Source organism: Xanthomonas sp. NCPPB 3583 (assembly GCF_041475715.2).
GTDB lineage: Bacteria > Pseudomonadota > Gammaproteobacteria > Xanthomonadales > Xanthomonadaceae > Xanthomonas > Xanthomonas euvesicatoria.
The window spans coordinates 2,661,321-2,678,551 of the sequence record NZ_CM191263.1 but is presented as its reverse complement, the minus strand read 5'-3'; the positions used below and the strand labels follow the sequence as shown (position 1 = coordinate 2,678,551).

The 17,231-nt window shown below is 64.1% G+C and carries 16 protein-coding genes; 10 read left to right on the top strand and 6 right to left on the bottom strand.

The features are described from left to right. The first annotated feature begins 59 nt into the window (after positions 1-59). The 6 genes from ACCQ07_RS11815 (at position 60) to ACCQ07_RS11790 (ending at position 8,887) form a co-directional block, all read left to right on the top strand. A complete protein-coding gene (locus tag ACCQ07_RS11815; RefSeq protein ID WP_011347674.1) occupies positions 60-1,679 on the top strand; it encodes a glucoamylase family protein in 1,620 nt (539 codons plus the stop codon). 3 nt (positions 1,680-1,682) lie between these two features. After that, positions 1,683-3,053, top strand: a complete 1,371-nt coding sequence (locus ACCQ07_RS11810) for a sugar ABC transporter substrate-binding protein (protein ID WP_031422949.1) — start codon at positions 1,683-1,685, stop codon at positions 3,051-3,053. Continuing rightward, complete coding sequence (locus ACCQ07_RS11805; protein WP_218502068.1) at positions 3,050-3,934, top strand: carbohydrate ABC transporter permease; 885 nt, start codon at positions 3,050-3,052, stop codon at positions 3,932-3,934. Before ACCQ07_RS11810 ends, ACCQ07_RS11805 begins: the two co-directional genes overlap by 4 nt. Further along, positions 3,931-4,767 (top strand): carbohydrate ABC transporter permease, encoded by an 837-nt coding sequence (locus ACCQ07_RS11800; RefSeq protein WP_011347671.1) that lies wholly within the window; start codon positions 3,931-3,933, stop codon positions 4,765-4,767. Before ACCQ07_RS11805 ends, ACCQ07_RS11800 begins: the two co-directional genes overlap by 4 nt. A gap of 26 nt (positions 4,768-4,793) precedes the next feature. Beyond that, positions 4,794-7,931: a discoidin domain-containing protein gene (locus ACCQ07_RS11795; RefSeq protein ID WP_031422947.1), complete on the top strand. Its 3,138-nt coding sequence runs from the start codon at positions 4,794-4,796 to the stop codon at positions 7,929-7,931. A 62-nt stretch (positions 7,932-7,993) separates the two neighbouring features. Then, positions 7,994-8,887, top strand: a complete 894-nt coding sequence (locus ACCQ07_RS11790) for an endonuclease/exonuclease/phosphatase family protein (protein WP_033478931.1) — start codon at positions 7,994-7,996, stop codon at positions 8,885-8,887. A 97-nt stretch (positions 8,888-8,984) separates the two neighbouring features. Here the strand turns inward: ACCQ07_RS11790 and ACCQ07_RS11785 are convergent, their stop codons facing one another. The 6 genes from ACCQ07_RS11785 to ykgO form a co-directional block, all read right to left on the bottom strand. Next, entirely contained in the window at positions 8,985-10,217 is a 1,233-nt protein-coding gene (locus ACCQ07_RS11785; RefSeq protein ID WP_046931923.1) for a TraB/GumN family protein, read from the bottom strand. Then, positions 10,198-10,737, bottom strand: a complete 540-nt coding sequence (locus ACCQ07_RS11780) for a GNAT family N-acetyltransferase (protein WP_008575050.1) — start codon at positions 10,735-10,737, stop codon at positions 10,198-10,200. The genes ACCQ07_RS11785 and ACCQ07_RS11780 overlap by 20 nt, the downstream gene beginning before the upstream one ends. Before the next feature lie 3 nt (positions 10,738-10,740). Continuing rightward, positions 10,741-11,625, bottom strand: a complete 885-nt coding sequence (locus ACCQ07_RS11775; RefSeq protein ID WP_011347668.1) for a carbon-nitrogen hydrolase — start codon at positions 11,623-11,625, stop codon at positions 10,741-10,743. A 125-nt stretch (positions 11,626-11,750) separates the two neighbouring features. Then, positions 11,751-12,785: an agmatine deiminase family protein gene (locus tag ACCQ07_RS11770; RefSeq protein ID WP_011347667.1), complete on the bottom strand. Its 1,035-nt coding sequence runs from the start codon at positions 12,783-12,785 to the stop codon at positions 11,751-11,753. 236 nt (positions 12,786-13,021) lie between these two features. Beyond that, positions 13,022-13,363 carry a hypothetical protein gene (locus tag ACCQ07_RS11765; protein ID WP_007970129.1) on the bottom strand — a complete coding sequence of 114 codons (342 nt, stop codon included), beginning with the start codon at positions 13,361-13,363 and terminating at the stop codon, positions 13,022-13,024. A gap of 240 nt (positions 13,364-13,603) precedes the next feature. Next, positions 13,604-13,729: a type B 50S ribosomal protein L36 gene (gene ykgO / locus ACCQ07_RS11760; protein ID WP_005913193.1), complete on the bottom strand. Its 126-nt coding sequence runs from the start codon at positions 13,727-13,729 to the stop codon at positions 13,604-13,606. A gap of 172 nt (positions 13,730-13,901) precedes the next feature. Between ykgO and cmk the strand changes: the two genes are divergently transcribed. From cmk to ACCQ07_RS11740, 4 genes are all read left to right on the top strand, one after another. Continuing rightward, positions 13,902-14,585, top strand: a complete 684-nt coding sequence (gene cmk, locus ACCQ07_RS11755; protein WP_008572390.1) for a (d)CMP kinase — start codon at positions 13,902-13,904, stop codon at positions 14,583-14,585. Positions 14,586-14,767: 182 nt separating this feature from the next. Further along, positions 14,768-16,453: a 30S ribosomal protein S1 gene (gene rpsA / locus ACCQ07_RS11750; RefSeq protein WP_003489652.1), complete on the top strand. Its 1,686-nt coding sequence runs from the start codon at positions 14,768-14,770 to the stop codon at positions 16,451-16,453. Positions 16,454-16,541: 88 nt separating this feature from the next. Beyond that, positions 16,542-16,853, top strand: coding sequence for an integration host factor subunit beta (locus ACCQ07_RS11745; protein ID WP_008572387.1), 312 nt, complete (start codon positions 16,542-16,544; stop codon positions 16,851-16,853). A 66-nt stretch (positions 16,854-16,919) separates the two neighbouring features. After that, on the top strand, positions 16,920-17,225 hold the full coding sequence (locus ACCQ07_RS11740) for a lipopolysaccharide assembly protein LapA domain-containing protein (protein ID WP_003489650.1): 306 nt from the start codon (positions 16,920-16,922) through the stop codon (positions 17,223-17,225). The last annotated feature ends 6 nt before the right edge of the window (positions 17,226-17,231 follow it).

Here is a 17,231-nt window from a genome sequence, read left to right as displayed (position 1 = left end):
GCGCCTGGATAGGGTAGGTTGGCGTGTCAGATGTAATCGATTACACACGTGGGGGGCGGATGGACAGGGGCAACACGTCGCGATGGTTGACGATTCCACTCTTGCTGGGCGCGCTGGTCTTGGCGTCGTGCAAGCAAGCCGAGGAACCCAAGGTGGCCGAAAAGAAGGCACCGGTCAAAGTCATCCTGGTTGAGGCGCAACTGCCGCCCAAACCGGTCAAGCCGCCGCTGCCGCCGCTGTTTTCGGACATCGAACGCCGCACATTCCAGTTCTTCTGGGACACCACCAACGAGGTCAACGGCCTGTCGCCGGATCGGTTTCCGTCGCGCCCGTTTGCCAGCATTGCGTCGGTCGGATTCGCGTTGACCGCCTATCCGATCGGCATCGAGAACGGGTGGGTCAGTCGCAATCAGGCGATCGACCGCACCCTGACCACGCTGAAATTCTTCCGCGACGCACCGATGGGTCCGCAGAAGACCGGCCGGGCCGGCTACAAGGGCTTCTACTACCATTTTCTGGACATGCAGCAGGGCAACCGCTACGACAGCTGGGTTGAACTGTCGAGCGTGGACACCGCACTGCTGATGATGGGCGTGTTGTTCACCCAGTCGTACTACGACGGCGACGACCCGCGCGAAAAGGAGATCCGCCAGATCGCCGACACGCTGTACAAGCGCGTGGACTGGCGCTGGTTGCAACAGCGCGCCCCGCTGATCTCGATGGGCTGGTTCCCCGAGAGCGGCTTCATCAACCACGACTGGATGGGCTACAACGAGGCGATGATGCTATACATCCTCGCGCTGGGCTCGCCGACGCATGGCGTCGACCCGGACGCCTGGACCAGCTGGACCCGCACCTACAACAACGACTGGGGCGTGTATCAGGGCCAGGAATACCTGTCGTTCGGCCCGCTGTTCGGCCACCAATACAGCCATGTCTGGATCGACTTCCGCGATATCCAGGACCAGTACATGCGCGAACGCGGCATCGACTACTTCCTCAACAGCCGCCGCGCCACGTTGGCGCAGCGCGACTACGCCATCGACAACCCGATGAAGTGGAAGGACTACGGCGAAAACGTCTGGGGCCTGACCGCCAGCGACGGTCCGCAGAACACCAGCCAGGAATACCGCGGCGAGCAGCGCCAGTTCCGCCATTACTCTTCGCGCGGCGCCGGTCTGCGCGAGAATTTCGACGACGGCACCATCGCCCCGACTGCGGCGATCTCCTCGATCGTGTTCGCCCCGGAAGTGGTGATTCCTGCCACCCAAGAGATGCACAAGCGCTATGGCGACTTCCTGTATTCGAGCTACGGGTTCCTGGATTCGTTCAACCCCAGTTTCAACTACGACATCCCGATCAAGACCGGGCGCATGGTGCCGGACCGTGGCTGGGTGGCCAGCGACTACATCGCCATCGACCAGGGCCCGATCCTGACGATGATCGCCAACTACCAGAACGAATTCGTCTGGAACGTGATGAAGAAGAACCCCTACATCCGTGCCGGTCTGGAACGCGCCGGCTTCACCGGCGGCTGGCTCACTCCGGAGGGCGAGCCGCAGCCGGCGCCGCAGAAGGACGAGCAGAAGGCCGCCGCGCGCGCGCTGGGCATGGCCGAATCGCGTGCCGCCGCCGCCCAGGCCCAGCAAGACCCCTCGCAACGCCAGAAACCCGAGTAATCCGTGCGCCTTTTGAAACTGTTGATGTTGGCCGTCGCCCTGTGTGCAGGTGCGACGGGATGCGAACGCTCCGATCCGGGCAAGACCACGGTGCGCTTCTGGGCGATGGGCAAGGAGGCCGAAGTGGTCGCCGAGCTGGTGGCCGATTTCGAAAAGCAGAACCCCACTATCCACGTGGATGTGCAGAACATCCCGATGACGGCGGCACACGAAAAACTGCTGACCGCCTTTGCCGCCGATGGCCTGCCGGATGTGTGCCAGCTCGGCAACACCTGGCTGCCGGAGTTCGCGCTGCTGGACACGTTGGAGCCGATGCAGCCGTACGTGGCGCGCTCCAGCGTTGTCGACCCGGCCGATTATTTCCCCGGCGTGTGGGACACCAATCTGGTCGATGGCACGCTGTACGGCGTGCCGTGGTACGTGGACACGCGGCTGCTGTTCTATCGCAAGGACTTGCTGCGCGAGGCCGGCTATAGCGAAATGCCCAAGACCTGGGCCGAGATGGAACAGGTGATGGCCGCGATCAAGCGCAAGGTCGGCCCCGACCGCTACGCCATCCTGATGCCGCTCAACGAATTCGAGCAGCAATTGTCGTTCGCGCTGCAGCAGGACGATCGCCTGCTGCGCGACCACGACAACTACGGCAACTTCCGTGGCGCCGGTTTCCGCAAGGCGCTGGGTTTCTACGACAACATGTATCAGCAGGGCTGGGCGCCCAAGGTCTCAGAGACCCAGGTCTCCAATGTCTGGTACGAATTCTTCAATGGCTATTACGCGTTCTATCTGTCCGGGCCGTGGAATGTGCGCGAGTTCAAGCTGCGCCAGCCGCCGGGCATGGAAGGCAAGTGGGGCACCGCGCCGTTGCCGGGGCCCACTGGCTTGGGTGCCGGCATCGCCGGCGGTTCCAGCCTGGTGATCTTCAAGTCCTCGCAACACAAGGACGCCAGCTGGAAGCTGATCGAATACCTGTCGCAGCCGCAGGTGCAGGCGCGTTTCCACGCCATCATCGGCGACCTGCCGCCGCGTCGCAGTACCTGGAAGCTGCCTTCGCTGGCCAACGACGAACTGGCGCATGCCTTCGGCGACCAGCTGGAGCGGGTCAAGGCCACGCCCAAGGTGCTGGAGTGGGAGCGCATCGTGCAGGAAATGCGTCTGGTCACCGAGCGCGTGGTGCGCGGCGGGCAATCGCACGAAGCCGCCGTGCAGGAACTGGATCAACGCGTGGACGAAATCTTGGCCAAGCGCCGCTGGATCTTCGAGCAGGAGGGCGGGCATGTCGGCCCGGCCGGTGACACCGCTCCGCCGGCAGTGAAGCCAGCGGCAGCAGGCACCACCGCGCCAGCTGCCGCAGCGGATCAGGGAGCCGCACGATGATGAAGCGCAATTCCGTCGCCGGCTGGGTCTTTGCCGCGCCGTCGATCATGGTGCTGGGCATGTTCTTCGGCGTGCCGGTGTTCGCCGCGCTGGTGCTCAGTGTGACCGACTTCGACCTGTACGCACTGGCCGACAGCAGCCATCTGCGCTTCGTCGGCCTGGGCAACTACATCGACCTGCTGCAGACGCCGCTGTTCTGGAAGTCGTTGTGGAACACCACCTACTTCGTGCTGCTGGGCGTGCCGATGTCGATCGGTGTGTCGCTGGGCGCGGCCCTGCTGCTCAACACCAAGGCCTCGCGCTTCAAGGCGCTGTTCCGCACCGCCTTGTTCGCGCCGGTGGTGACCACGCTGGTAGCGGTGGCGGTGATCTGGCGCTACCTGTTCCATATCAAGTACGGCCTGGTGAACTTCGGCCTGAGCCATCTGGGCATCGCCCCGATCGACTGGCTGGGCGACCCACGCTGGGCGATGCCCACCATCATGCTGTTCGCGGTGTGGAAGAACTTCGGCTACAACATGGTGATCTTCCTGGCCGGGCTGCAGGCGATCCCGCAGGACTTGTACGAGGCCGCGCGCATCGATGGTGCTTCGCGCTGGAAGCAGTTCCTGCACATCACCTTGCCGATGCTCGGCCCGGTGCTGATGGTGGTGGGCGTGATCACCATTTCCGGCTACTTCCAGCTGTTCGCCGAACCCTACGTGATGACCCGCGGCGACCCGCTGCAAAGCACCGTCAGCGTGCTGTATTTCATGTTCGAAGAAGGCTTCAAGTGGTGGAACCTCGGCCGCGCGTCGGCGGTGGCGTTCCTGTTGTTCCTGATCATCCTGGCGGTGACCACCGTGATGCTGCGCTTTGGCCGCAAGAAGGACCTGATATGAGTCGTGATGTCGGCGAATCGCGCTGGAATGCCGTGCTGATCAACGGCGGCCTGCTGGCGCTGGCGGTGATCAGCCTGGCACCGCTGCTATGGATGCTGTCGGTGTCGTTCATGCCCACTGGCGAGGCCAGCCGGTTTCCGCCACCGATGCTGCCGTCGGCGTTCACCACCGCCAACTACCACGAGCTGTTCGCGCGCACCGGCATGGCGCGCAACTTCGCCAACAGCTTGCTGGTGTCCGGGCTGATCACGCTCGGCTCGCTACTGGTCAACACCATGGCCGGTTATGCGTTCGCCAAGCTGCAGTTCGTCGGCCGCGAGCGCATCTTCAAGATCCTGATGGCCGCGCTGGTGATCCCGGCACAGGTGGCGATGCTGCCGCTGTTCCTGCTGATGAAGCAGTTGCACCTGGTCAACAACATCGGCGGGGTGGTGGTGCCGGCGCTGGCCACGGTGTTCGGCATCTTCCTGGTGCGTCAGTACGCGCGCAGCATTCCGGATGAATTGATCGAGGCCGCGCGCATCGACGGTGCCAGCGAGATGCGCATCTTCTTCCAGATCGTGTTGCCGATGCTCAAGCCGGTGCTAGTCACCTTGACCATCTTCACCTTCATGGGTTCGTGGAACGACTTCATGTGGCCGTTGATCGTGCTGACCGACCAGGAGCAGTACACCTTGCCGGTGGCGCTGGCGGCGCTGTCGCGCGAGCACATCATGGATGTGGAATTGATGATGGCTGGCGCAGTGGTGACGGTGATTCCGGTGCTGCTATTGTTCCTGGCGCTGCAGCGTTACTACATCCAAGGTCTTCTGCTGGGGAGTGTGAAGGGGTGAAACCAGTGTTCCTGCGACTGTGTGCCATGGCCGCTTTCGTCACGTCTGCGGGCGCGGCGCAGGCGCAGGAGCGCGTGCTCGACGGCTTCAACGACATCGGTGCCTGGCGCCTGGTGGTGTCCAACCAGGTTAGCGGTTCGCTGCGCCCGGTGGCCACGCCCTCGGGCGGGCATGCGCTGTGCCTGGACTACAACTTCAACGGCGTGTCCGGCTATGTCGGCATCCGTCGCAATTTGCCGATCACCTATCCGGACAATTACCGGATGTCGTTCGCGGTGCGCGGCGAGTCGCCGTCCAACGACCTGCAGCTCAAGCTGATCGACGCAAGCGGCGACAATGTGTGGTGGGTCAACCGGCCGGGCTTCAACTTCCCGAAGAACTGGACAACGTTCAACTACCGCAAGCGCAACATCGAGAAGGCCTGGGGCCCAGGTCAGGACAAGCAACTGCGCAGCAGCGCCGATGTGGAGTTCACCATCTACAACAAGGTCGGCGGCAAGGGCACGGTGTGCTTCGACCGGCTCACGCTCACGCCGCTGCCGCCCGAAGACACCTCGCCGTTGCAGGCCAAGGCCATCACCGACACCGCGCCTGCGTTGGAACAGCGCCTGGCCGATGGCAAGCCGGACACGTTCTGGCTCAGCGGCGCGGTCAAGCAACAGACGGTCACGCTGGATCTGGGCAAGGTGCGCGAATTCGGCGGCGCCGTGGTGCAGTGGGTGCCGGGTCTGCAGGCCTCGCAATACGTGGTGCGCTCCTCCAGCGACGGACGGAGCTGGCGCGACCTGCGCACGGTCACTGCCGGCGCGGGCGGCACCGATTGGTTGGCGCTTCCCGATACCGAAGCGCGCTACCTGCGTTTCGATCTCAAGGACGGCCCCAACTGGCGCTATGGCATCAAGGAAGTGCAGCTGCAGCCGCTGGCATTCGCCGCAACGCCCAATGACTTCATCAAGTCGCTGGCCGCGCAACTGCCGCGCGGCAGCTATCCGCGCGGCTTCTCCGGCGAGCAGCCGTACTGGACCATCCTGGGCCTGGATGGCGGCACCGAACAGGGTCTGATCGGCGAGGACGGTGCGGTGGAAGTGGGCAAGGGCGGTTTCAGCATCGAGCCGTTCGTGGTTACCGGCGGCAAGGTGCTGCACTGGTCCGATGTCAGCAGCGAGCAAAGCCTGCAGGACGATTACCTGCCGATTCCCAGCGTGGATTGGCACCACGACCTGATGAATCTGCGCGTCACCGCCTTCGTGCAGGGCACCCCCGATCAGGCGCAACTGGTCGCGCGTTACCAACTGCACAACACCGGCAAGGATGCGCGCGAGTTCACCCTGGCGCTGGCAGTCCGGCCATTCCAGGTCAACCCGCCAGCGCAGTTTCTCAACACCTTGGGTGGCGTCAGCCGCATCGACCAACTCGCAGTGGATGGTGGCCAGGTCAGCGTCAACGGCAAGCCGCGGGTGTTCGCTGCACAGCGGCCGGATGCCGGCTTTGCAAGCGCCTTCGACAGCGGCATGGACGTCAGCCATCTCACCGCGGCCACGCCGCCGACGGTGACCCAGGTCAAGGACGAAACTGGCCTGGCATCGGGTGTACTGCTGTATCGCTGGAAGCTGGAGCCCGGCCAACGCCGCGAAGTGGCCCTGGTCATTCCGCAAACCGGCGCCGCGCAGCTGCCGGCTGACTTCGATGCGGACAAGGCGCAGCAGCAGGTGGCGCAGCAATGGCGCAGCAAGCTCGATCGGGTGCGCATCAGCGTGCCGGCCGAAGGCAAGCCGGTGGTCGATACCTTGCGCACCGCGCTGGCGCATATGCTGATCTCACGCATCGGTCCACGCCTGCAGCCGGGCACACGCTCGTATTCGCGCAGCTGGATCCGTGACGGCGCAATGATTTCCGAAGGACTGTTGCGGCTGGGTCGCGAAGACGTGGTGCGCGACTACGTGGATTGGTTCGCGCCATACCAGTTTGCCGATGGCATGGTGCCGTGCTGCGTGGACGACCGCGGCAGCGACCCGGTGCCGGAGAACGACAGCCACGGCGAGCTGATCTACAACATCGCCGAGTACTACCGCTATACCGGCGACAAGGCCTTCCTGGAAAAGATGTGGCCGCATGTCACCGGCGCCTACGACTACATGGAAACGCTGCGCGCCAGCGAGCGTACCGAAGAAAACTTCATGCGCAACCCGGCTTTCTACGGAATGATGCCGGTGTCGATCAGCCACGAAGGCTATTCGGCCAAGCCGGTGCATTCGTACTGGGATAATTTCTGGGCACTGCGCGGTTACAAGGACGCGGCGATGCTGGCCGGGGCGCTGGACAAGCCAGAGGAAGCGGCACGCTTCAGCGCCGCACGCGATGAATTCAGTGGCGATCTGGTGGCATCGCTGGGCGCGGCCGTGCGTCAGCACAACCTGGATTTCCTGCCGGGCTCGGCGGAGCTGGGCGACTTCGATGCGACCTCGACCACCATTGCGTTGACGCCAGGCGGCGAGCAGCAACGCCTGCCGCAGGATCTGCTGACCAAGACCTTCGAGCGTTACTGGAAGGAATTCTCCGACCGTCGCGACGGCAAGCGCGAATGGAAGGACTACACGCCCTACGAGTGGCGCAACGTGGCCGCATTCGTGCGCCTGGGCTGGCGCGACCGCGCCTGGGACGCGACCGCGTTCTTCTTCAAGGACCGCGCTCCACAACCCTGGAACCAGTGGGCCGAAGTGGTCTCGCGCACGCCACGCACGCCGTTCTTCGTCGGCGACCTGCCGCATGCCTGGGTCGCCTCGGACTTCGTACGCTCGGTGCTGGACATGTTCGCCTACGGCCGCGAATCCGATGCCAGCCTGGTCATCGCGGCCGGCACGCCGACGCGCTGGTTCGAAGGCAAGGGAATCGGTATCGCCGAACTGCGTACACCGTACGGGCGCCTCAACTACACTTTGCAACGCACCGACAAGCAATTGGTGCTGCAGCTGCAGCCCGGGCTGATCCTGCCGCCGGGCGGTGTGGTGCTGCCGTGGCCGTATCAGGGCACCCCGGGCAAGGCCACGATCAACGGCGAATCGGCTGAATGGCAAAACGGCGAGCTGCGCATCCAGCAACTGCCGGCCAACGTGCAAATCGATGTGCCCAGCGCGGTGCGGCGGGCCGAGCGCGCCACGCAATGAGGCAGGCGTGGCGGCCGTCCCGGGCAGCGCCAGCACGGCGAGGTTCCGAAGGGCTGCTCATGTTGGTTGCACTGCTGCTGTTCTCCACTGGCGTGCAGGCCGGGCAGGGCGTTCCCTCCGTGCAGCGCGGCAATCGTGAGCAAGTAGCGAACGCCGTGCAGTCATCCGCCACAGCGTCGCGCGAAATGACCCTGGTCACGCTCAACCTGCACCACGATCGCGAAGACTGGCCGGCACGACGCGCTTATATCGCCAGGGAACTCAAGCGACTGGCGCCGGACGTGATTGCGTTGCAGGAAGTGATCGAGCGCCGCGGCAGCGTGGAAAACCAGGCCGCCTGGCTCGCGCGCAAGCTCGGTTACGACTACACCTTCGCCTCGGTCGATCCGGTCGGTGCACCCAAACGCTACGGCAATGCGTTGCTGAGTCGCCGCAAAGTGCTGGCCACCCACCAGCGCCTGCTGCAGCCGCTGGACGATTACCGTGTCGCCGCGCATCTGCAGGTGGATGTCGATGGCCAGCCGGTCAACGTCTATGTCACCCATCTCAACGAACGCGCCGACGCACGCGGTGCCGGCATACGCACGCGCCAGGTGGCCGATCTGCTGGACTTCATCGCCTCCAACAGCGCGCAGGCGCCGGTGGTGATCGCCGGCGATTTCAATACCGCCGCCGACACGCTCGATCTGCAAGCGCTACGCAAGGGCTACGGCGACAGCTACGGCAGCGTGCATCGCAATAGCGACGCCACGGTCAGCACCTTGAACATGCACATCTTCGACAGGCCTGCACGCATCGACCATGTGTTTTTCCAGCAGAACCGCCTGCTGGCCCGCGAAGCCCGCATCCTGTTCGAGGCGCCTTATGCCGAAGGCCGCTGGGCATCGGATCACTATGGTGTGTGGGTACGCCTGCAGCTTGCGCCGGAGCATCCGGCAAGCAACCGGATGCCGTAGGAGCGCACCCGGGCGCGATGGGATTTACCGTAAGGCCTATTGGCCCGGGTGCGCTCCGACGAACGGTCTTGAGCCGGCGGCCTCAGTGCCGCTGTACTCACCCGTGCAGACGGTTGAAGATTTGCACCCCGGCCAGCCACACACCGGCCATGCTGCCGAAATTGGTCAGCAGAAATGTCAGCACCACCCGCGAGACGCGGTTGCGGTACCAGCCGCGCAGCGTCTGCGCGTCGTCGCGCAATGACAGAAAGTCGCCGTAGGCCGGCTTTCGCATATGCACTTCGACCAACGCGGCGAATGCACCGGTCGGCACGCTCAGGCGAAATGGCTTGAACGGCGCGACGACCGCGGCGGTGAGAATGCTCAACGGGTGGCTACCGGCCAGCAAGCAGCCGAGCGCGGCCATGCCGCCGGTATACATGGCCCACTGCATCAACAGGTCCGCGCCCATGCTCAGGCCGCCACGCCAGAACCCGATGCCGATGCCGGTGATGATGACCGCCAGGATGCCCAGCGTGATCCACGGAATACGCTTGCGCTGCTGCACGTATTCCAGCGATTCGCGCAGCGGGCCGGGCGCGGCGGTGTCCTGTTCCAGATGGCGCGCAAGTCCGGCCAGATGTCCAGCGCCAACCACCGCCAAGATCTCGCGCTGCTCTGCGCCGACTTCTTCGCGCAGACGCGTGGCCATGTATTGGTCGCGCTCGGCAATCACCGTCTCGTACAGCTCCGGACTTTCGCTGGCGAAGTCGCCGAAGCTTGCCTCGAGCATGTCGCCTTGCTTGAGCTTTTCGATTTCTTCTTCGCCCACCTCATCGGCAGCGAACAGGCCGCCGAGCAATCCCCCGGCCAGTTTCATCTTGCCGAAAAACCCCAGCCGCCCGGACGCACGTTTGAAGGTCAGGCCAACCTCGCGATCGATCAGATGCACCGGTAAGCCCTGCGCGCGTGCCAAGTTCACCGCCTCCTTCAATTCCGCGCCCGGTTCGATGCCCAGTTGTTTGGCCAGGCGGCGTTGGTACGCGGCAAGCGCCAGATTCGCGGCGAACAAGGCCACACGGCCCTTGCGGATCACCTGCACCAGATCCAGGCGGGCGAGGGCGTCGGGATCGCTGAGCGCCTGCAGGCGCTGCGCGTCCAGTTCCACCGCTACCGCGTCGTAACGCCCGCTGCCAATCGCCCGTTGCACGGCGGCAACGCTCGCCAGCGACACGTGCGCGGTGCCGAGCAAGGTATAGCGCACGCCGTCGCGTTCGACGATGCGATGCGGCTGGCCGGACAGCGCATCGTCCAGAACGTGGGGGGGCTGCTCAGTCATGGGGCTTTTCATCAGAAGGAGGGGCGGTGTCGCCGGAGCCGAGCGCGCGTTGCATCTGCACGCCGTCCAGCCAGCGACCGTGTTTGCGGCCAATTCCGTTGAAGACTCCGACCGTGCGAAATCCAAAACGTTCATGCAAGTTTCGCGATGCCAGATTGCCGGCATCGCCAATCACCGCGATCATCTGGCGGAAGCCGCGCTGCTCGCACACCGCGATCAGCTCACCCAGCAGGGCTTTGCCGATGCCGCGGCCCTGCATCGCGCTGGCCAGGTAGATCGAGTTCTCCACCGTCCAGCGATATCCGGCGCGCGCGCGAAATGCGCTGGCATAGGCATAGCCCGCGACCACGCCATCGAGCTCTGCCACCAGATAAGGGTAGCCTGCATCCACGATCGCGCTTACCCGCGCGCGCATTTCATCGAGCGATGGCGCGTTGTATTCGTAGGTATTGACCCCGGCGATCTGCTCCGCATAAATCGCAGTGATCGCCGGGATGTCCGCATCGCGGACTGCACGCAGCTCCAATGGCATGCGTCAGTCGATGTAGCGCTTGAGCAGATCGCCGTACGCATCGATGCGACGGTCGCGCAAAAACGGCCAGATGCGGCGCACATGTTCGCTGCGTTGCAGGTCGACATCGCAGATCAGCACGGTCGGATCCTGGCCGGCTTCGGCAATGAACTCGCCCTGCGGCCCCAGCACATGGCTGTTGCCCCAGAACTGGATGCCCGAGGCGCCCAGCGGCGAGGGCTCATGGCCGACCCGGTTGCACGACAGCACCGGCACGCCGTTGGCGACCGCATGGCCGCGATGGCTGAGGATCCAGGCATCGCGCTGGCGCTCCTGCTCGGCCTGCTGGTCGTCCGGATCCCAGCCGATCGCCGTGGGGTAGAGCAATAGTTCCGCACCGGCCAGCGCCATCAGGCGCGCCGCTTCCGGATACCACTGGTCCCAGCACACCAGCACGCCCAGGCGGCCCACCGAGGTATCGATCGGCGTGAAGCCCAGATCGCCCGGAGTGAAATAGAACTTCTCGTAGAAGCCCGGATCGTCGGGGATGTGCATCTTGCGGTACTTGCCGAGCAGCCGGCCGTCCTTTTCGAACACCACCGCGGTGTTGTGATACAGGCCGGCCGCGCGGCGCTCGAACAGCGAGGCGACCAGCACCACGCCGTGCTGCTTGGCCAGCGCGCTCAAGCGCTCGGTGCTGGGGCCGGGAATCGGCTCGGCCAGGTTGAACTCGTCCACCGACTCGTGCTGGCAGAAATACGCGCCGTTGTGCAGTTCCTGCAGCAGCACCAGCTTGGCGCCCTGCGCGGCGGCTTCGGCCACGCGCGATGCGATGACGGCCAGGTTGGCCTCGGCGTCGCCGTGGTTGCGCTCCTGGATCAGCGCGACGGGAAGGAGATGACGGGTCATGGCAGCATCCAACGTTAGTGGCGCACTAAGGTAGCGCGCCATGGCGTAACACCGGCCTGCCGGCCGGAACAGGAAGCCGCGCGCGGTCTGTGCGGCCGCGACGCAGGCGAGGTACGCAACTGCGCTTAGGCCGCGAGCAGGCCGGCCGGCAATTGCATGGTCAGGCAATGCAGGCTGCCGTTCTGCCAGATCAGCGCACGGCACGGCACCGGCACGATCTCGTGCTGCGGGAATGCCTGCGCCAGCACCGCCTGCGCGGTTGCATCGGCCGCATCGCCATAGGCCGGCATCAGCACTGCGCCGTTGACGATCAGGAAATTGGCATACGACGCAGCCAACCGGCGGCCTTCGTCGAGGATGGGCTGTGCCCACGGCAGCACAAACAGCCGATACGGCTGCCCGTCGGCCCTGCGCAGCGCGGCCAGTTCGGCCCCCATCGCCTGCAGTTCGACGTAATGCGAATCGCCGGGCACGTCGCAGCCCTGATAAACGATCGCATCCGGGCCGGCAAAGCGCGCCAGCGTGTCGATATGCGCGTCGGTATCGTCGCCTTCCAGGTAGCCGTGATCCAGCCACAGCACGCGCTCTTGCGCCAGCCACGTGGCCAGATCGCTGCTGAGCGATTCGCGCGTGCGCTGCGGATGCCGCTCATGCAGGCACTTCCAGGTGGTCAGCAGGGTGCCGGCACCATCGGTCTCGATGGCGCCACCTTCCAGCGCGAAGTCGATGGTCTCCACCTGCGCCGGCACGAACACTTGCGCGGCATCCAGCGAACTCACCAACTGATCGTCCAGGCTGGCTTCGAACTTGCCGCCCCAACCGGTGAAACGGAAATCCATCAACCGGAAGCCGGCTTCCTGGCGCAGCGTGATCGGGCCCGAATCGCGCAGCCAGGTGTCGTTGTACGCGGCGATCACGAAGCGCACGCGCGTCATGTCCACCCGCGCCGAACGCAGCCGCGCCTCGGCATAGATCTGCAGGTCGTCGTCGGCCACGCAGATGACCACCGGCTCGAAGCGGGAGATCGCCGTGACCAGCGCAATATAGGTCTCTTCCACGTCGGCCAGGCGCTCGGCCCAATCGGTGCCGGCATGCGGCCACGCGAGCAACACGGCGGATTGGGGTTCCCATTCGGCGGGAAAGCGAAGACGGTCGGTCATGCCAGGCAAATACTCATCTTGGTGTTCAGGCCATCGCCCGCTAGGTCATCGATATCCCGCACGGTGGATGCGGGCTCTTGCGATCCAGGCGCTGATCGCCGCGCCGGCCTTCTAACAGCATTGCAGCAACGCATGTCCGGCTGCTGACGGACTCGGTCCGCCTTGCGATGCGAATCGTGACGGCCGGCGTGCGAAGACCGGATGCCGAAACCTCCGGTCGAGCCGTCACCGACGCCTCAGCGGATCGGCGGCTTGGGCCCAATCTCGTTGGCATCGGCCTTGTTGGCCACCACGTCGATCACCTTGCTCTTTTCGAAGTACACGGTGAAGGCCGGATACACCCAGCGATGGATGGTCGGCCACTGGCGCTTCTGGCCGCCACGTGGGTCGAGCTTTTCCTGTGGCGCGCCGTAGCGGCCTTCGACCTGGCTCATGCTCTCGCCGCGCAAGGGCAGGGCAGCGGCAGGCTTCTGCTGTGCGCGGTCGACCAGCAATGTATCGGCCGAAGCGACGGCACTGATCCCCATCAGCGCGATTGTCAGCACGACCGGCGGCATCACAAACAAACGGTTACGCATGTCATCTACTCCCCAGTGGACAAGACTTCAGATGGTGATTACAGCAAAAAACGACGACAGGCGCTGTTGCGACACGGCTGACCTGGACGGGCCGCGATTGCCCGGGCGCCCCGGCCCAGGGACGGCGATGTCCTGCGTGGGCAGGCCGGCGTAGATCCGTATGGCAACCACGATGAAGCAGCGGCCAAGAAAAAACCGCCCGGAGGCGGCTTTCTCGGGTCTTGCACGCGCCGCGAAGGCTTAGCGCTGACGCGCCTTGAAACGCGGGTTCGACTTGCAGATCACGAAGACCTTACCGCGGCGGCGGACCACCTTGCAGTCGCGGTGACGGGTCTTCGCAGACTTCAGGGAGGACAGGACTTTCATGGCACACCTCGGCGTAAACGGTTGGATTCGATGGAAGAGTGCCCACGGTCGAGGGTGCACCCGGAATTAAGCCGGCGATTCTAACCGGCTTTTCGTCGTGCTTTCAAGTGGTTGCAGCGCGATCGCTGCGAGCGGCGCTACACTACGCGCTGATGACCTTCCGGAAACCTGAATGACCGACCTGTCGCCCGTTCTCACCATCGATGGCCCTTCCGGTGCCGGCAAGGGCACCGTGAGCCGGATCGTGGCCGCCCGGCTGGGCTGGCATTACCTCGATTCGGGTGCACTGTATCGCGCGGTGGGTGTGGCGGCGAGCTGGGCCGACCTGGATGTCTCCGACCCGGCAGCGCTGGTGCGTTGCACCTTCGACACCAGGGTGGAGTTCGACGATGCGGGCGAGGCAGGGCTGCGCGTGCTGGTCAATGGCGCAGATGCGACCAGTGAGCTGCGCCTGGAAACTACGGGCGCGCTGGCCTCGGCCATTGCCGCCATTCCCGAGGTGCGCAGCGCCCTGAAAGAGCGCCAGCGCGCATTCAGGCGCGCCCCCGGACTGGTTGCCGACGGGCGCGACATGGGCACGGTGATCTTCCCCGATGCGGCCTACAAAGTGTTTCTGACCGCCAGTGCCGAAGAACGTGCGGGCCGTCGCCATAAACAGTTGATGGAAAAGGGTGTTTCGGTTATCTTTGACGACCTGCTGCGCGAGATCATGGCCCGTGATGCCCGTGATGCGCAGCGGGTGGTGGCGCCATTGCGGCCGGCCGAAGACGCCGTGCTGATCGATACCAGCGGAATGGGAATCGAAGATGTCGTCCAGCGTGTGGTCGGGTTGCTCGCAGACCGTGCGCCGTCGTAAGCGTTTCGCAAGCGGGTTTGTCCCGCCGACCGTAAGGCGTTCCAAAGCTCCGTCGCGCATCCTGCGTGGCGGTTCTATGACTTCCAACCGACTCGCTTTCCGGAGTCGACCAACAGGCTGGGCGGTTCGCATCTGTCGCACCCCGACAATCGGCGCCCGTGTGTTCAACTGAGTAAATTCAAATGACAGAATCTTTTGCAGAACTGTTCGAAGCCAGCCAAGCCAATCTGGCGAAGCTGAAGCCGGGCTCCATCGTCACCGGTACCGTCGTGGAAGTCCGCGGCGACGTGGTGGTGATCAACGCTGGCCTGAAGTCCGAAGGCATCGTGCCGATCGAGCAGTTCCGTAACGACGCTGGCGAGATCGATGTCGGCGTAGGCGACCAGGTCAAGGTCGCCCTCGATTCCATCGAGAACGGCTTCGGCGAAACCGTGTTGTCGCGCGAGAAGGCCAAGCGCGCGATGGTGTGGGACGAGCTGGAAGAAGCGTTGGAAAAGAACGAAACCATCACCGGCCGCATCAGCGGCAAGGTCAAGGGTGGTTTCACCGTGGACATCAAGGATGTCCGCGCGTTCCTGCCCGGTTCGCTGGTGGATGTGCGCCCGGTGCGCGACCCGGCCTACCTGGAAGGCAAGGAACTTGAGTTCAAGCTGATCAAGCTGGACCGCAAGCGCAACAACGTCGTTGTCTCGCGTCGTGCAGTGGTCGAAAGCGAGCACTCGGAAGAGCGCGAGCAGCTGATGGACAAGCTGCAGGAAGGCGCGATCCTGAAGGGTGTCGTCAAGAACCTGACCGACTACGGCGCGTTCGTGGACCTGGGCGGTATCGACGGCCTGCTGCACATCACCGACATGGCCTGGAAGCGCGTGCGCCATCCGTCCGAAGTGGTCAACGTCGGCGACGAGCTGGACGTGCGCGTGCTGAAGTTCGATCGCGAGCGTAACCGCGTCAGCCTCGGCCTGAAGCAGCTGGGCGAAGATCCGTGGGACAACATCGCGCGTCGTTACCCGGCCAACAGCCGCGTGTTCGGCAAGGTCTCCAACGTCACCGATTACGGCGCGTTCGTCGAGATCGAGCCGGGCGTCGAAGGCCTGGTGCACGTCTCCGAGATGGATTGGACCAACAAGAACGTCAACCCGTCCAAGGTCGTGCAGGTCGGTGACGAAGTCGAAGTCATGGTCCTGGACGTGGACGAGGAGCGTCGCCGCATCTCGCTGGGCATGAAGCAGGTTGCCGCCAATCCGTGGGAAACCTTCGCTGCCACCCACAAGAAGAACGACAAGGTGTCCGGTCAGATCAAGTCGATCACCGACTTCGGCATCTTCATCGGTCTGGACGGCGGCATCGACGGTCTGGTCCACCTGTCCGACATCAGCTGGAACACCACCGGCGAAGATGTCGTGCGCAATTACAAGAAGGGCGACACGCTGGAAGCCGTGGTGCTGGCAGTGGACCCGGAGCGCGAGCGCATCAGCCTGGGCGTCAAGCAGCTGGAGCAGGACCCGTTCGGTCAGTACATGGCGTCCAACCCGAAGGGCTCGAAGGTCGAAGGCGTGGTGCGTGAAGTGGATGCCAAGGGCGCCACGATCGACCTGGCCGATGGCATCGAAGGCTACGTCGCTGCACGCGACATCGCCAACGAGCGCGTCGACGACGCCACTCAGCACCTGAAGGTCGGCGACAAGATCGAAGCCAAGTTCGTGGGCATGGACCGTAAGGGCCGCACCCTGCAGCTGTCGATCAAGGCCAAGGACGATGCCGAAATGCGCGAAACGTTGGAGGACTACCAGTCCGCTTCCGCGTCGGGCGGCATGACTCAGCTGGGCGCGCTGCTGCGTGCACAGTTGAACAACAACAAGTCCGAGTAAGCGCGTAGCGCTCGCAAGAGCGTAATGGATCGGCCCGGGCTTGCCCGGGCCGATTCCGATGTGTCAGTCGAAAAAAGCAAGTCTTCCCATGACCAAGTCCGAATTGATTGAAATCCTGGCGCGACGCCAAGCGCATCTGAAGTCGGACGACGTGGATCTGGCAGTGAAGTCGCTGCTGGAAATGATGGGGCAGGCGCTCTCCGATGGCGATCGGATCGAAATTCGCGGGTTCGGCAGTTTTTCGCTGCATTACCGTCCGCCACGCTTGGGACGTAATCCCAAGACCGGCGAGTCGGTCGCGCTGCCGGGCAAGCATGTTCCCCACTTCAAGCCGGGCAAGGAATTGCGTGAGCGGGTCAGCTCCGTGGTGCCCGTGGATGTGGTCGATACGGCAGACTGAAGCCCGTCTGGCGCTGCGTTTATGTCGTCTCGGTTAAGCTAGCATGCTTCCCGACGGAGTCTCGCCATGAAGGTGCTTCGCTTGCTGGTGATGTTGGCCTTCCTGTTGGTCGGTCTGATCATCGGTGCGGTCAATTCCCAGGACGTCACGCTCGACTTCCTGTTCTCCAGCGTGCATACCAGTTCAGGCGTCGCGATCATCGTCGCGCTGCTGGTCGGTGTGTTGATCGGTGCCGGCATGGTGCTGGTCAGTGTGGTCATTCCCCTCTATTCCAAACTGCGCCAGGCCAACAAGGCTGTTGCGGTCAGTCGCGCCGACGCCAGGCCTGTCACGCCTGCGACCGTCGAGCCGCGCCCCATCGATGGACTGTAACGACGT

Excerpts from the sequence above, each read along its gene's own strand:
- ACCQ07_RS11815 (WP_011347674.1), top strand. The coding sequence starts at position 60 with ATGGACAGGGGCAACACGTCGCGATGGTTGACGATTCCACTCTTGCTG.
- ACCQ07_RS11805 (WP_218502068.1), top strand. The coding sequence starts at position 3,050 with ATGATGAAGCGCAATTCCGTCGCCGGCTGGGTCTTTGCCGCGCCGTCG.
- ACCQ07_RS11800 (WP_011347671.1), top strand. The coding sequence starts at position 3,931 with ATGAGTCGTGATGTCGGCGAATCGCGCTGGAATGCCGTGCTGATCAAC.
- ACCQ07_RS11795 (WP_031422947.1), top strand. The coding sequence starts at position 4,794 with ATGGCCGCTTTCGTCACGTCTGCGGGCGCGGCGCAGGCGCAGGAGCGC.
- ACCQ07_RS11785 (WP_046931923.1), bottom strand. The coding sequence starts at position 10,217 with ATGAAAAGCCCCATGACTGAGCAGCCCCCCCACGTTCTGGACGATGCG.
- ACCQ07_RS11780 (WP_008575050.1), bottom strand. The coding sequence starts at position 10,737 with ATGCCATTGGAGCTGCGTGCAGTCCGCGATGCGGACATCCCGGCGATC.
- ACCQ07_RS11775 (WP_011347668.1), bottom strand. The coding sequence starts at position 11,625 with ATGACCCGTCATCTCCTTCCCGTCGCGCTGATCCAGGAGCGCAACCAC.
- ACCQ07_RS11770 (WP_011347667.1), bottom strand. The coding sequence starts at position 12,785 with ATGACCGACCGTCTTCGCTTTCCCGCCGAATGGGAACCCCAATCCGCC.
- ACCQ07_RS11765 (WP_007970129.1), bottom strand. The coding sequence starts at position 13,363 with ATGCGTAACCGTTTGTTTGTGATGCCGCCGGTCGTGCTGACAATCGCG.
- ykgO (WP_005913193.1), bottom strand. The coding sequence starts at position 13,729 with ATGAAAGTCCTGTCCTCCCTGAAGTCTGCGAAGACCCGTCACCGCGAC.
- cmk (WP_008572390.1), top strand. The coding sequence starts at position 13,902 with ATGACCGACCTGTCGCCCGTTCTCACCATCGATGGCCCTTCCGGTGCC.
- rpsA (WP_003489652.1), top strand. The coding sequence starts at position 14,768 with ATGACAGAATCTTTTGCAGAACTGTTCGAAGCCAGCCAAGCCAATCTG.
- ACCQ07_RS11745 (WP_008572387.1), top strand. The coding sequence starts at position 16,542 with ATGACCAAGTCCGAATTGATTGAAATCCTGGCGCGACGCCAAGCGCAT.
- ACCQ07_RS11740 (WP_003489650.1), top strand. The coding sequence starts at position 16,920 with ATGAAGGTGCTTCGCTTGCTGGTGATGTTGGCCTTCCTGTTGGTCGGT.